We start from the raw sequence: 14,704 nt of genomic DNA on the forward strand, positions 1-14,704 counted from the left end.
TTATAGATAATCCATGAGATAGGCGCTCGGGTACGAATCCGGGCGTCTTTTGATGTGCATTTTTACGAACTCATGGTAAAAAAGGATTAGGGGTTCACTTTTACAAAATGTTCTGATAACATTAGACCGTACGGTCGGTTTAGGGGGTGCTTAGAATCAGAGGACGTTCAGACGGAGAAGAAACAAAGAAACGAATTGTACTTAAAGCCACACAGCTGTTTGTTCAGAAGGGGTATGCAGCTGTAACGATGAATGAGGTTTGCGTAGCTTCGAATGTTAGTAAAGGCAGCTTATATCATCATTTTCCGAGCAAGGATGAACTTTTTCTATTTGTAGTAGAAGAGGATACGGCGCAGTGGTTACAGGCGTGGGAAGATAAGAAGAAGGAAATCTTTGGTGTTCAGGAGCGTTTATATGCTTTAGCCGAGCACTACGCAAATGATTTTCAGAATCCGTTGATTCGGGCGCTTGAGGAATTCTCAAGAAGTAGAGCTCATCCGGAGGATATCACTAAGCGGCTTGTTCTTTTATATGAGGCTGCCTCGCATGCGTGTCGCGACCTACTGAAGGAAGGCATGGACACTGGGTATTTTATAAAAGGTGACTTAGAGGATTATGTGATTATTGTAAATGGCATGCTTGAAGGGATCGGAAGAGTTTCCGAATACTCCACTCATGAAAAGACTCCGGATGATATCAAAAAATATTACCGGGAATCAGTACGATTGTTATTACAAGGGATATATACGGGGTAACATATATGGGGGCATGAAAGAAGCTTTACATTCAGGAATCATGAAGGCTGAAGCTTCTTGAAGGCACCGGAAATGGAAGGAATATTTTTTTGGCTATAATTTAGACCGGATGGTCGGTCTCTACAGGGAAACTATTTGAAGACTTGGCTTTAGAAGCTACGGAGGTTAACACAATGTCATTACTACTTAGAAACAGGGGCGCTATGCTGCTTGTTATGCTTAATATTTTTCTTGCTTTTACAGGGATCGGACTAGTAGTCCCTATCATGCCTACTTACATGAATGAACTTGGGATCACCGGAAGTACCGTTGGGCTGTTAGTGGCTTCATTCTCCCTTGCCCAATTATTAGTATCGCCATTCGCGGGCAGGTTATCCGATAGAATTGGCAGAAAAAAAGTGATCGTTGCAGGTCTGATCGTGTTTGCTTTTTCAGAGCTGCTCTTTGGTCTGGCGAATGTGTCCTGGCTCTTGTTCGTTTCAAGATTGCTCGGTGGTGTAGGCGCTGCGTTAATTATGCCAGCGGTTATGGCTTATGTAGCGGACACGACCTCTTTTGAAGAGAGAGCGAAAGGTATGGGGCTTATTAATGCAGCCATTACTACCGGATTTATTATCGGTCCAGGGATTGGAGGTTATCTTGCTGAGCTTGGCATGCGGGTACCCTTTTTCTGTGCGGCTGGTGCGGCTGGGATCGCAGCTCTAATCACAGTTTTAATCTTGCCTGAGTCTCTGTCTGTAGAGAAACGGATGGAAGCGAAGCAATCGAAAAATAATCAGGAGAGCTTCTTCACGCAATTGATGCGTTCCTATCGTGAACCTTACTTTTTCGGGTTAATTATTGTATTTGTTATGGCTTTTGGGTTGGCTAATTATGAAACAGTGTTCGGATTGTTCGTGGATCATAAATTTGGCTTTACCCCTAAAGATATTGCTTTTGTGATTACCTTTGGCTCGATCGCCGGTGCTGTGGTGCAGGTATCCGCATTTGGCTGGATTCTGAATAAATTCGGAGAGAATAAGGTTATCTCCACTTGCCTTATAACTGCTGCAATGTTTATTCTGTTGACCCTGTTTGTAAGTGGCTTCTGGGCGATCTGTGCGATTACCTTTGTCGTATTCTTGGCTATGGATATTCTTCGACCAGCGGTAGGCACCCAGCTATCCAAAATGGCGGGGGAAACGCAGCAAGGCTTCGTAGCAGGGATGAACTCTGCTTATACGAGTCTTGGAAATATCGCAGGGCCAATCGTTGCAGGATATCTTTTTGATCTAAGTATTAACTTTCCATATGTGGCAGCGGCGGTTGTTCTAGCGTTATGTTTTGTGCTGTCACTTAGTTCTGGAAAAAGGGGAATGGGACAACGCGCGTAAACTACCCAATCTGCCTCTTCTCTAGGCTGGACTTTGGAACAGAGCCGATCTGTGATACTATTTTAGTTATGAGAACAAGAATTGTATAAGCAGATTGTGTACGGGAAGAGGGATACTAATGACGGTAGATAACAGCAATACGGGAGTCATTACGGATGAGGCGGCCGCACAGCGGGAGCAGGAATTGATTACTGTAGCGATTGCTAAGGAATTGAACATTAGCCTGAAGCAGGTGCGTACAACGGTTGGACTGCTGGATGAGGGGAATACGATTCCGTTCATCGCCAGATACCGCAAGGAAATGACGGGTGAGCTGGACGAGAATGCGCTGCGTGATATTGAAGAACGCCTGGCTTATCTTCGCAATTTGGGCGAACGTAAGAAAGACGTTATCCGCAATATTGAAGAGCAGGGCAAGCTGACCAAGGAACTTCATGATCAAATCACCAATGCGGTCAAGCTGCAGGAAGTGGAGGATTTGTATCGTCCCTTCAAGCAAAAGCGTAAGACTCGTGCTAGTGTTGCGAAGGAAAGAGGCTTAGAGCCGCTTGCGAACTGGATCATGGAGCAGCAGAGACAAGGGGACCCACAAACCGAGGCTACCCAATATATAGATGTTGAAAAAGGAGTGGAGTCCGCAGATCAAGCGCTGCAAGGCGCATTGGATATCATCGCCGAGAACATTGCCGATGATCCTGCGATCCGCTCTTGGGTTCGCCAGTATACGGCAAGTCAAGGTATCCTTGTATCTGAAGCTAAGGATGCCGAGCAGGAATCTGTATATGAGAACTACTATAGCTACCGTGAACCTGTACACAAAATGCCACCTCACCGTATACTCGCGATTAACCGCGGTGAACGGGAGAATATACTCAAGGTAGGCATTGAAGTGGTCACTGACAAAATACATGCTTACATTGCGCGGAGAATCATTAAAGGCCCATCCCCAGTGAAGGAACTGCTAGAAGCAGTGTCAGAGGATGCCTACAAACGTCTGATTTCTCCCTCTGTGGAGCGTGAGGTTCGTGGGGAGATGACCGAGCGGGGCGAGAATCAAGCGATCTCGATCTTCTCTGGTAATCTACGCAGCTTGCTGCTTCAACCGCCTGTTAAGGGACGCTGTGTGCTGGGTGTTGACCCTGCCTACCGTACCGGCTGTAAGCTGGCCGTCGTAGACGATACTGGTAAGCTGCTTGAAGTAGCCGTGACCTATCCTACGCCGCCGAACAACAAGAAAATTGAAGCTGCTGCTAAGTTTAAAGAACTAATCGCTAAATATGGCATTCAGCTCATCGTGATCGGGAATGGGACAGGCTCTCGTGAGACCGAACAATTTACGGCAGAAGTGATCGCCGAAATTGGCGATCCAGAGCTGGCTTACCTGATCGTTAATGAGGCTGGTGCGAGTGTCTATTCTGCTTCTAAGCTGGCGCAGGAGGAGTTCCCGGATCTGGATGTGGCAGAGCGCAGTGCAGCTTCTATCGCCCGCCGTGTGCAGGACCCGCTGGCGGAGCTGGTGAAGATCGATCCGAAAGCTATCGGTGTGGGTCAGTATCAGCATGACGTCTCCCAGAAGCATTTGGAAGAGAGTCTTAAGGCTGTCGTAGAATCGGCGGTTAACCATGTGGGCGTGGATGTAAATACGGCATCTCCTGCCTTGCTCTCTTATGTGGCTGGCGTTAACGGTACGATTGCTAAAAATATCGTTAAATATCGTGAAGAGAACGGTAAGTTCACGACTCGGAAGCAGCTGCAAAAGGTCCCTCGTCTGGGTGCGAAGTCCTATGAGCAATGTATCGGCTTCTTGCGGATTCCAGGTGGAGACAATACCTTGGATCGCACACCCATTCACCCCGAGTCATACCCGGTGGTGGATCGCTTGTTCCGCGAGCTAAGCCTTGATGTAAATAAGCTGGGCAGCAAAGAAGTGGCTTCACAGCTGGAGGCACAAAATGCCGAGGAGCTGGCTGTGAAGCTGGATGTCGGCGTGCCTACGCTTCGCGACATCCTGGAGAGCTTGCAGCGTCCGGGCCGTGATCCGCGCGAGGAGCTGCCGTTGCCGATCTTCCGCACCGACGTGCTGAAGATCGAGGATCTGGTTCCCGGCATGGAAATGCAGGGAACCGTCCGCAACGTGATCGATTTCGGCGCATTCGTCGATATCGGGATCAAGAACGATGGGCTGGTGCATATATCCCAGCTCAGCGGCAGCTTTGTGAAGCACCCGATGGACGTTGTCTCCGTAGGAGACAATGTCACCGTCTGGGTGATGGGTGTTGACCTGAAGAAGGGCCGGGTCAGCCTGACCATGCGTCCGCCGCGTGTTGAGGCGGGAAGTGTGAAATAACTATGGAGTAAGAACTGCTCCATTGATCATGGAAATAAGCAGTATACAATCTCCAACAGTAAAACAGTGGCATTCATGGACGGAAAGTAGGTCCTGAACTGCCACTGTTTTTTAAATTATGCAATGTGAAAAATATGGATAACACCAGCGGATTCTGAATGTACCTCATTGCGTTTTGGTATTATGCTGCTTCAAGCCCTGGTCACAGAAGAGTCGCTAGATGTGGTTAGGGTGATTTAGTTATTTATAGGAGCTGCGTTCTACGCGTTCGGCCGTACGTAAACCTCTTCAGGGTCAATCCACTAGAACTATGGGGAATTTCTCCCTATAATTCTTTCATTGAAGGTTACTATGATAGAGTTTAGGGAATTTCTCCTTATATCTCGACTAAAATAGTTGTATTTAAGGAAATTCTCCGTTTTATAGGGAGGATTTCCGTATAACCTAGTCATAATGATAGATTAGACCTAATTTATAGGGAGATTTTCCTTATATCACTTATCACCTAAGCAAAGTTCTTGGCTACACAGGAGTAAATTCTTTTTCCTAGCTTACGAGGATTTGGTTAGTTTGTCTAACTTAATAGCTAACTCATTTAGATTGCTGATGCTAATCACCGTTTCAGAAACATGTTGTTGCTGGACCTCAGCGCTAGCGAGGACTTGTTCAATAGCTGCGGTATTCTCTTCGGTAATTGCAGCCACTGAATTAACTTCGCCCAGTACAACGTTGGATGCGTGCCTGATATGAACGCTCCTGTCCTTCAGGTCTTCTGCTTGTTCAAGCACCTGGTGTGTATTATTTCGAATGCCCTCGAATAATCGAGCGATATCACCAGTGGAATTTCTACCTGATTCTACAACTAGCAACCCGTTAGAAACCATATCACCAACCCGCGTAATATTATTTTGAATGCTTCTGAGAATCTGGGCAATGTCCGCGGATGCATTGTGGGAGCTCTGTGCCAATTTTCGGATTTCATTGGATACGACTGCGAAACCTTTGCCGTGTTCCCCCGCATGAGCGGCTTCAATGGAAGCATTTAGAGACAAAAGATTCGTCTGCTCAGCAATGCCTACGATGCTGGAAACAATCGATTCAATCTTCTGATTTTCTTCATTCATTTGTGTCATCAAGCCAGCAGTACTCGTCACGATTTCTGTAACTTCAGACATAGTTCCAGTTAAGCGAATGATTTCATCTTGCCCCTCTTGTGTAATTTGAACCGTTTCACGGCTTCTATTACTCATGGAGACGGAGGCAGCATTTGCCTGCATAGCTGATTCGTTTAACTGCTGCATAGCATTTGAGATATCGCTAACACTCTGTGCTTGTGATTCAACTCCACTAGCTATCTCTTGGAAGGCGGTTACGACTTCTTTGGAAATTCGATCTGTTGTCAGTACGTTGTTATGCATTAGGTTACTGGATTGACTCAGAACTCCTACGGATTCAGTAACGCCTGTAAGAATGGTCTCCATTTCCGCTCTGGCATGTTCAGCTTCGATGCTGCTCTTAGACATATTTTTGAACATTTTCGCACCAATCTGACTCTGATAGATCAGAACCAGTATCATCATGATGAGAAAAACGTTAACACTTAAGGCATCAACGGATTCAAAAGCCGGTTTGGTCATCAGAAAATAGTTGAGTAAGATGCAAGCTATCACTCCATTAAGGAGTAAGGGGCGATAGTTGTGATAAAGGGATACGATGCCTAGACCCCAATATAGAATTAACGTACTAATGATGTTTGCCCCTGCATCGATGTAGAAGTATGTAATGATATTAAAGCCAATAGCTGTTATGTACATAATATAGGGTGTAGCCACACGTTTCCAGATTAGTATCGTACACAATAATCCAAGGGGTACCGCTGCTGATATAATCGCCATGATTGTTTGTGGAAATCTGTAAAGCGAAATTGAACCGAACAACAAACAGCCCCAAAACAAGTAAAGAATTAATTTGTTTCTCTTGTGTAACTCGGACATCTGATTCAAGGGCATATTCACACTCCATAATGTAATAGTACTTCTGATTTTTTAGTTTAAGAGATTCACGAAATGATGTCTATGATGTTAAGTTCAAAGATGTTCAGAAAATAATGTCTGGAAGAGTAATTAGGGAAAACCTCCCTGAAAATAGCCGATAATTGCATAAAATCAATGGAATAAGGGAATTCGTCCCTAAAAATTGGGGTGATTTCTAAATTTGCTAACGAATCTGCTGAATTATAGGGAGGTTCTCCCTAATTAGTAGTCTTCAGCGCAAAAATCACTGAATTATAGGGACATATTCCCTAATGGTCTATGAGGGTATCGCTTTTCTGATTCGGAGAGTGTGTATCGCGGCATGGAGAAAATGATGCTTGAGCAAACATGCAAAATAACGCTTCTCGAATATCGGGAGAAGCGTTATTTACGTACGTTTGTGATCGTCAGAATGATAAAGCTATTATTCCGCAATAATCAAGCTCGTGCGTTTAGGTTTAAACTTCTGCAGGAAGCTTCGATCTATATTACGGTCGGTAATAATGTACCCAATTTTATCGAGTGAGGCGATACCGATGGTCACATCTTTCCCGAATTTAGTATGGTCAGCGGCAACATAAACTTCTTTGGAGAGATCGATAATTTTTTTGCGCGTTTGGGCTTCCTCCAGATTATAGTCGGAGATGCCTTTTTCAAGGGTAATGCCGCTTGCGCAAATAAAAGCCTTAAGGATATTTAATTCACTGAAATTAAACAGATAATCATATGCAATAACAGACTGCTCATTTAGTCGGACCTTTCCGCCAATGATAATAAGCTCAACCCCACTGTTCATCAGCTCGTTTACCACAGGAATGGAGTTCGTAATGACCGTGAGATTCTTTTTATTCTTGATATATTTGGCGATCTGATAGGTGGTAGAGCCGCTGTCCAGATAGATGCAATCCCCATCGTTGATATATTCGCTGCACTTTTGGGCGATCATTTTCTTTTCCTCTAAGTGACCGACCATTCGCGCATCCATTGGAGATTCAGCAAACTCCGATTCCACCAGTTTAATTCCACCATAAATCTTCTTGATCTTCCCTTGCTTGTCCAGCAGGTTGATATCTCTGCGAAGGGTATCGATAGAAATATTAAGCTCTTCTGCTAGCTCCGGCAGCTTCTGAACCTTTTTGAACATTAAGATTTCTATGATTTTCTTTTGTCTTTCCAGTGGAAACATGTAATCACCCATTCAAAGTTTATATCGCTTTCGATAGTTGAAGTATAAAGGGATTAGTATAGGGTGGCAACAACTCCTTTGTAAGTTAGTCATAATATGATTATAATGTAGTCACAACTTATTTAAAGTTTACATACATTTTACGTAACTGTTTATCCTCAAAAACAAAACCTTTTTATACTGAGGTTGTACTTGAGGAGGTGGAACCTTTGCTTAAATTACAAAACATAAGCAAGCATTACGATAACAAGGTTGTTCTAGAGGATATTAGTCTAGACATCCAAGCAGGGGAAATTGTCTCCTTACTCGGCCCCAGCGGGAGTGGCAAAACCACCTTGCTAAACATCATCTTGGGATTGGCTAAAATGGAGCAGGGGCAAATCATTTTTAATGATCAAGATTTAAGCAATGTACCCATGAAGAAACGCGGATTTAATATAGTGTTCCAGGATTATGCGCTCTTCCCTAACTTAAATGCTTACGAGAATATCGTTTATGGTCTAAAAAATAAAAAAGGATTAACGTCGGAGCATGAGCTTCAGGAGTATATCGAGTTTCTGGAATTAAAGCCGCATTTAACGAAGAAGATCGGCGCTCTATCGGGTGGGCAGAAGCAAAGGGTGGCTTTGGCAAGAACGCTCGTAATGAAGCCCAAATTATTACTGCTCGATGAACCTCTAAGCGCACTGGATGGAATCATCAAGGAATCTATTAAAGCCCGGATTAAATCCATCGCCAGAGAATATAAGCTTACGACGATTATCGTCACCCATGACCCTGAAGAGGCGTTAACCCTGTCGGATAAAATTCTCATCATTAATCAAGGTCATATTGCCCAATTCGGAACGCCTCAAGAGATCATTCAACAGCCTAGCAATGATTTTGTAAAAGAATTTATTCTGGGGCAACTGCAAGTGAAACGGGAAAATATTTATAACCTGTTCGGTGAGCATTATGCCTAAAGCCAAACCGGAAATGCGGATCATTTTTATCCCTATTGTATTGTTATTTGTTGTTTTTCTGATTTTGCCGCTGACTGTGTTATTCATCCGCTCGTTTGAGACGGGTCAAGGCTATTCGGTATCCAATTATCTCACCATTCTGGCAGATCAAGAGATTCGAGAGTCCATCGGAAATAGTATGAAGGTCTCTGGTGTTACGGCAATGATCACGACGGTTCTAGCCTTTATCCTAGCCTATTCTATCCACTGTACAAGAATCTATCGCCCGTTAAAAAGCATTATTAGAACTGGAATTCTAATCCCGATGCTGCTGCCTACAATTACTTATGGATTTGCGATCATGTACTCTTTTGGCAACCAGGGGCTGATTACTAGAATCTTCGGACGGAATTTATTCGAGATTTATGGATTTAATGGTCTATTGATAGGCTACGTAATTTATACCTTACCTTCTGCTTTCCTGCTGATTCATAATTCGTTCAAGTACATTGATAAAAAGTTCATCGTCGTATCCAAGCTTATGGGGGATGGGACGCTGCGAAGCTTCATGAACACCATCGTTCGGCCTTTGTGGGGCACGTTGGGAGGGGCGTTTGTACTTTCTTTTATCCTAAGTTTCACGGATTTTGGGATCCCTGCATCGGTGGGGGGGACGTATAACGTGGTTGCTACTCAGCTGTATCAGGTCATGCTTGGGGCTATACCGGATTTCAACAATGGGGCAGTTATTGCTGTACTGATGTTAATACCGGCGGCGTTCGGGGTTGTGTTGTTAACGTATCTTGAAAAATTCAATTTCCATTATGACAAGGTGACTGAAATCGAGATGATCCCGAATAAAGGCAGAGATTCGGTTCTTGGACTAATCTCATCCGTGATTCTAATCGGGCTGCTGGCGGTATTCGCTGTCATGTTCGTTGCCCCGCTGATGAATGGCTATCCTTATGATCTAACATTTACGTTCAAACATTTTGTGGATGTTTTTCAATCAAGCGATTTGATCAATGTATATAAAAATTCCTTGCTGGTAGCAGCATTGACGGCAATTGTAGGTACGATCGTGGCTTATGCGGCGGCTATGATCAATGTGCGTACGCCCGTAAAAGGGAAAGCGACATTCGACATCCTATCGATGGTGACGAACACGGTGCCAGGTATGGTCCTTGGTCTATCGTATTTACTTCTGTTTAATAACAGCAGTCTCAAGGGGACTTTTACGATTCTTGTGCTCTGCACGCTTGTCCATTATTTTACAACGCCATATTTAATGGCTAAGAATTCTTTGGCAAAAATGAACCCATCATGGGAGACCACTGCTGAATTACTAGGTGATAGTTGGCTGAAAACGATCCGCCGGGTTATTCTACCGAACTCTGCATCCACGGTGATAGAGATGGTCAGCTACTATTTTATCAATGCGATGGTGACGATTAGCGGAATTATCTTTCTAGTGACTGCTCAAACCTCGGTAGTTGCGAGCAAAATAAAAGAGCTGCAGCATTTCGCCAAATTTAATGAGGTGTTTGTCCTATCCATCCTGATCTTTTGCACCAACCTGATCATTAAGCTCCTAGGTGACTATCTCCAGAAACGGCAATCAAACTCTCGTTGATTAACGATTTTTATATAAAAAAAACCAGTTAAAGTGAGGGAGAATTTATGTCTAAAAGAATTAAGGGAATCAAGGGAATCATGTTGTCTATTGTGGCTTTGAGTTTGGTGTTTACATTAGCAGGCTGCGGAAATAAAGCATCGGGTGATGCGAGTAAAGTAGTGATTTTGACCAATGCGGATGAAGAAGCTGTAGCCTCTATGGAGTCTGCGCTAAAAGGTGCGGGGTACGAGGGGCAATATCTCTTTCAATCCTTGGGTACTTCTGAGCTGGGTGGAAAGCTGATGGCAGAGGGAGACAAAATTGAGGCTAACCTGATCACGATGAGCTCTTATTTTGTAGAAAGTGCGCAAGAGAAACACAAGATGTTTAAAGATCTATCGTTTACGACGAATGCGCTAGACTCCTATCCAGCTTACTATATGCCAATCTTGGCGAATACCGGTGCTATTTTTGTAAACACAGCGGTGCTTAAAGATAAGGGCTTGGCGATGCCAACGTCCATTAAGGATTTAACAAAACCAGAATTTAAAGGCTTGGTATCTGTTCCGAACATTATGGACTCTTCGACAGGATGGTTGTTGGTTCAGGCGATTATTTCGCAATACGGGGAAGAAGAAGGTAAAACGGTTCTGCATGATTTAGTTGCTAATGTAGGCCCACATCTGGAAAGCTCCGGTTCCGGTCCGATTAAAAAGGTAAAAGCAGGAGAAGTAGCTGCAGGATTTGGACTTCGTCATCAGGCAGTACTAGCTAAAGAAGAAGGCGCACCCATTGACTATGTAGATCCGACAGAAGGCAACTTCTCACTTACAGAATCCGTAGCCGTGGTGAAAAAAGACGATGCAACGACAGAGCTGGCTATGAAAATGGCAGAAACGATTATTAAAGATGCTAGAAAAGACTTAATTACAAATTACCCAGTAGCTCTTTATAAAGATGAAACGGTTAGTGATATCCATAAACCTGCACACAGTATGAAATTTGTTAAGCCGTTGACTGTGGAACTGCTGGAGCAACATCAGCAATTCTTTAAAGAAGCGAAATAATTAAGATTAGAACAAGGAGTGAAGGGCCATGAACAACTATAAATTGCTGACACCCGGTCCATTGACAACTACTAACACGGTCAAAGAGCAAATGCTCTTTGACCGTTGTACTTGGGACCAGGACTATAAGAACATTACGCAACAGATCAGATCGAGCCTACTGGATTTGGCAGGTGCAACGAACCAAGAATACACAGCTGTTCTTATGCAAGGCAGCGGAACATTTGCAGTGGAATCCGTGCTGACTACGGCGGTATCAGCCGATGATAAGCTTCTGATTATTACAAATGGTGCCTACGGGGAACGTATCGTGCAAATGGCTGAATATATTGGACTTCATTATCGTGCGCATAGTGCCCTATATAATGAATTCCCCCTAGAAGCAGAGATTAGAGGGATTCTTGAAGAGGATCCAGCCGTTACCCATATCGTGATGGTGCATTGCGAGACAACGACAGGGATTCTAAACCCGCTTGAGATGATTTCACAACTGGCAAAAGCGTACGATAAAACTTTAATTATCGACGCGATGAGCAGCTTCGGTGGAATAGAGATTGATGTACCTGGGCTTGGAATTGACTATTTAATCAGCAGCGCCAATAAATGTATTCAGGGTGTTCCGGGATTTGGGTTTGTCATTGCCAAGCTGGATAAGCTGCTCACCTGTAAAGGGAATGCACGTAGTCTATCACTAGATCTATACGATCAATGGAAGGCGATGGATGCGGATGGGAAATGGCGCTATACATCTCCGACCCATGTAGTGGCTGCATTTTCGAAAGCGATTGAAGAACTCATTGAAGAAGGCGGTATTCCTGCAAGGGCAGCAAGATACCAGAATAATAACCGCGTACTGAGAGAAAGACTTGCGAGAATAGGAATAGAGGCGTATATCACAGACGATAAGCAGTCTCCTATTATAACCACCTTTCTTTTTCCGAATGAGACATTCAGCTTTGAAGATTTCTATGAATATGTGAAAGAAAAAGGCTACGTCCTCTACCCAGGCAAATTAACGGAGCACGACACCTTCCGGATTGGGAATATTGGTGAGATTTACGAAGAAGATATTCAGAACTTATGTAATATTATCGAAGCATACATGGGAGGAATGACACAATGAATCAAGTCGAAGGCGTAATTCTGGACTGGGCAGGAACAGCGGTAGATTTTGGCTGCTTTGCACCGGTGAATGTGTTCCTTGATATTTTTCGGGAAGCTGGGATTGAAGTTACGATGCAGGAAGCTAGAGCCCCTATGGGGATGCTGAAAATAGATCATATACGTGCGATGTTATCCATGCCAAGAGTAGGTGCCATGTGGGAAGAAAAGTATGGCAGAGCTTTTACTGAACAGGATGTAGAGAACCTGTATGCTGAATTCGAACCGGCCCTGATGGCATCCTTATCCGAATATACTGATCCGATTCCGGAGGTCATTGAAACTATTCAAGTCTTGAGAAATCAAGGGCTGAAGATTGGCTCGACCACTGGATATACAGAGTCCATGATGGATGTTGTGATTCCGAATGCCGCTCGAAAGGGCTATCAGCCTGATTATGTAATCACTCCGGATGGAACACATTCACTGGGAAGACCTTACCCGTATATGATTTATCATAATATGGAAGCTTTAAAGTTATCGGCAGCATGGAAGGTTGTTAAGGTAGGCGATACGATTTCAGATATTCAAGAAGGTGTTAATGCAGGCGTCTGGTCCGTAGGTGTAATCATTGGAAGCTCTGAAATGGGGTTAAGCGAGGATGAATTTAATGCACTTTCAGATGTGGAGAAGGAGACGGTGATCTCTGCGACACAGACCTCTTTTATACAAAACGGGGCAGACTTTACGATTCAATCGATGAGTGAGCTGCCTCAGCTGATTGGGCGAATCAATGTCCTGATTTCTCAAGGAATCAGACCTTATGCGAGATAATCATGAGCTACAAAGAGAAGGTGACATTAACTTTAGCCCCTTGCGGAAAGAGTGGATGAACCAGTTAAGCGCTGTGAGTGTAGACAGGATCGAAGCGGACGAGCGTGCATATATGCGTCAATCCATGTCAACGCCGTGCTTGAACAGTATCGTAGATGCTGAGGGATGTTATATCACAGATGTGAATGGACGCAAATATCTTGATTTTCATGGAAATAGCATTCATCAGATTGGCTATAAGAATCCTTACGTAACTGAAGCTGTGAAAAAACAGCTCGACGATCTACCGTTCATTCCAAGAAGATTTACGGCAGATATTGCGGTGAAAGCTGCGGAAGCTTTAATCAACAAAACGACCTCAAAGGACTATAAAGTATTATTTACGCCTTCCGGAAGTGCTGCTGTAGGTCTGGCCCTTAAGATTGCTCGCAAATGGACAGGGAAGCATAAGGTCATCTCCATGTGGGAGTCCTTTCATGGCGCGGGGCTGGACACGATCGCTGCCGGAGGAGAATACGTGTTTAAAAAGGACATGGGCCCGCAAATGCCGGGAATGCTGAAAGCCATTCCTTTTAATGCATACCGCAACCTGCTGGGAAGTCATTCTCATGAAATAGTTTCTACCTTCTGCCTCGACTATCTGGAGTATATGATTCAGCATGAAGGAGAGATTGGAGCGATCTTACTTGAGCCTATTCGGGCGACGGATACGCATATCCCGCCTATATCTTATTTCACAAGATTAAGAAAAATATGTGATGAATATGGAATCCTATTGATTTTTGATGAAATTCCAACAGCGCTAATGCGAAGCGGAAGGTTCTACGTCCATCAGAATTTCGAGATCGAACCGGATATTCTCGTGCTCGGAAAAGGGTTAGGCGGAGGGGTGATCCCACAAGCGGCGGTGCTTACCAGAACGCAATATGATTGTGCGGCGGATATTTCTTTGGGTCACTATACCCATGAGAAACCCGCGTTAGGAAGTGCGGCGATCTGTGCCACCATCGATTATATCGATGACTTAAATCTGCAGGAACAATGTATCAGCAGGTCTGAATTTGTAAGAGGCAAGCTTGTGGCTCTGTCAGCTAAACATCTTTGCATAGGAGATGTCCGTATTGCCGGACTACTGATTTCTATTGAACTTGTGAGGTCCAGAGACACTAAAGAGAAAAATGAGGAATTAGCTGAGCGGGTCCTGTATTATTGCTTGGAGAATGGGCTTTCTTTTAAATTAGCTGGAGGGAACTGCATCACTTGGCATCCTCCGCTTATTGTGTCTGAAGAGCAATTAACTTTTGCAATTAATCTTCTGGATGAAGGATTAAGTAAATATAGCTGAGAGATAGGCAAGCTTCAAAACAGGTTTCTTCCGCTCCGTACATGGGGGGAGAAACCTGTTTTGTCGTTTAAGGCGTTAACGCCCGCCTTTGTCGCAGTCAAGACCCA

General features: G+C 44.2%; 11 protein-coding genes. 9 read left to right on the forward strand and 2 right to left on the reverse strand.

The genetic code is table 11. The annotated features are described in order from the left end of the window. The first annotated feature begins 146 nt into the window (after nt 1-146). The 3 genes from MHB64_RS05525 to MHB64_RS05535 all read left to right on the forward strand — a co-directional run bounded on the left by MHB64_RS05525 (nt 147) and on the right by MHB64_RS05535 (nt 4,475). Nucleotides 147-755: a TetR/AcrR family transcriptional regulator gene (locus tag MHB64_RS05525; protein WP_094872536.1), complete on the forward strand. Its 609-nt coding sequence runs from the start codon at nt 147-149 to the stop codon at nt 753-755. Nucleotides 756-928: 173 nt separating this feature from the next. Further along, on the forward strand, nt 929-2,128 hold the full coding sequence (locus MHB64_RS05530) for an MFS transporter (protein WP_094872538.1): 1,200 nt from the start codon (nt 929-931) through the stop codon (nt 2,126-2,128). A gap of 118 nt (nt 2,129-2,246) precedes the next feature. Beyond that, nucleotides 2,247-4,475 (forward strand): Tex family protein, encoded by a 2,229-nt coding sequence (locus MHB64_RS05535; RefSeq protein WP_094872540.1) that lies wholly within the window; start codon nt 2,247-2,249, stop codon nt 4,473-4,475. Nucleotides 4,476-5,026: 551 nt separating this feature from the next. Here MHB64_RS05535 and MHB64_RS05540 read toward each other — a convergent pair. Beyond that, entirely contained in the window at nt 5,027-6,370 is a 1,344-nt protein-coding gene (locus tag MHB64_RS05540) for a methyl-accepting chemotaxis protein (RefSeq protein ID WP_341133896.1), read from the reverse strand. Nucleotides 6,371-6,932: 562 nt separating this feature from the next. Beyond that, complete coding sequence (locus MHB64_RS05545) at nt 6,933-7,706, reverse strand: DeoR/GlpR family DNA-binding transcription regulator (RefSeq protein WP_341133897.1); 774 nt, start codon at nt 7,704-7,706, stop codon at nt 6,933-6,935. A gap of 197 nt (nt 7,707-7,903) precedes the next feature. Between MHB64_RS05545 and MHB64_RS05550 the strand changes: the two genes are divergently transcribed. The 6 genes from MHB64_RS05550 to pbfA are packed head-to-tail and all read left to right on the forward strand — an operon-like array spanning nt 7,904 to nt 14,597. After that, on the forward strand, nt 7,904-8,656 hold the full coding sequence (locus MHB64_RS05550; RefSeq protein WP_094874049.1) for an ABC transporter ATP-binding protein: 753 nt from the start codon (nt 7,904-7,906) through the stop codon (nt 8,654-8,656). After that, nucleotides 8,649-10,268 (forward strand): ABC transporter permease subunit, encoded by a 1,620-nt coding sequence (locus MHB64_RS05555; RefSeq protein WP_218832798.1) that lies wholly within the window; start codon nt 8,649-8,651, stop codon nt 10,266-10,268. Before MHB64_RS05550 ends, MHB64_RS05555 begins: the two co-directional genes overlap by 8 nt. Nucleotides 10,269-10,315: 47 nt before the next feature. Next, nucleotides 10,316-11,317 carry an extracellular solute-binding protein gene (locus tag MHB64_RS05560; protein ID WP_341133898.1) on the forward strand — a complete coding sequence of 334 codons (1,002 nt, stop codon included), beginning with the start codon at nt 10,316-10,318 and terminating at the stop codon, nt 11,315-11,317. Nucleotides 11,318-11,345: 28 nt separating this feature from the next. Continuing rightward, nucleotides 11,346-12,440: a 2-aminoethylphosphonate--pyruvate transaminase gene (gene phnW / locus MHB64_RS05565; protein WP_094874048.1), complete on the forward strand. Its 1,095-nt coding sequence runs from the start codon at nt 11,346-11,348 to the stop codon at nt 12,438-12,440. After that, complete coding sequence (gene phnX, locus MHB64_RS05570) at nt 12,437-13,252, forward strand: phosphonoacetaldehyde hydrolase (protein ID WP_094874047.1); 816 nt, start codon at nt 12,437-12,439, stop codon at nt 13,250-13,252. Before phnW ends, phnX begins: the two co-directional genes overlap by 4 nt. Continuing rightward, on the forward strand, nt 13,242-14,597 hold the full coding sequence (gene pbfA, locus MHB64_RS05575) for a (R)-1-hydroxy-2-aminoethylphosphonate ammonia-lyase (protein ID WP_341133899.1): 1,356 nt from the start codon (nt 13,242-13,244) through the stop codon (nt 14,595-14,597). The genes phnX and pbfA overlap by 11 nt, the downstream gene beginning before the upstream one ends. Nucleotides 14,598-14,704: the final 107 nt, after the last annotated feature.

Source organism: Paenibacillus sp. FSL K6-2859, assembly GCF_038008265.1.
In the GTDB taxonomy this organism is placed as follows: domain Bacteria; phylum Bacillota; class Bacilli; order Paenibacillales; family Paenibacillaceae; genus Paenibacillus_AQ; species Paenibacillus_AQ nitricinens.

Excerpts from the sequence above, each read along its gene's own strand:
- MHB64_RS05530 (WP_094872538.1), top strand. The coding sequence starts at position 929 with ATGTCATTACTACTTAGAAACAGGGGCGCTATGCTGCTTGTTATGCTT.
- MHB64_RS05535 (WP_094872540.1), top strand. The coding sequence starts at position 2,247 with ATGACGGTAGATAACAGCAATACGGGAGTCATTACGGATGAGGCGGCC.
- MHB64_RS05540 (WP_341133896.1), bottom strand. The coding sequence starts at position 6,370 with ATGGCGATTATATCAGCAGCGGTACCCCTTGGATTATTGTGTACGATA.
- MHB64_RS05545 (WP_341133897.1), bottom strand. The coding sequence starts at position 7,706 with ATGGGTGATTACATGTTTCCACTGGAAAGACAAAAGAAAATCATAGAA.
- MHB64_RS05555 (WP_218832798.1), top strand. The coding sequence starts at position 8,649 with ATGCCTAAAGCCAAACCGGAAATGCGGATCATTTTTATCCCTATTGTA.
- MHB64_RS05560 (WP_341133898.1), top strand. The coding sequence starts at position 10,316 with ATGTCTAAAAGAATTAAGGGAATCAAGGGAATCATGTTGTCTATTGTG.
- phnW (WP_094874048.1), top strand. The coding sequence starts at position 11,346 with ATGAACAACTATAAATTGCTGACACCCGGTCCATTGACAACTACTAAC.
- phnX (WP_094874047.1), top strand. The coding sequence starts at position 12,437 with ATGAATCAAGTCGAAGGCGTAATTCTGGACTGGGCAGGAACAGCGGTA.
- pbfA (WP_341133899.1), top strand. The coding sequence starts at position 13,242 with ATGCGAGATAATCATGAGCTACAAAGAGAAGGTGACATTAACTTTAGC.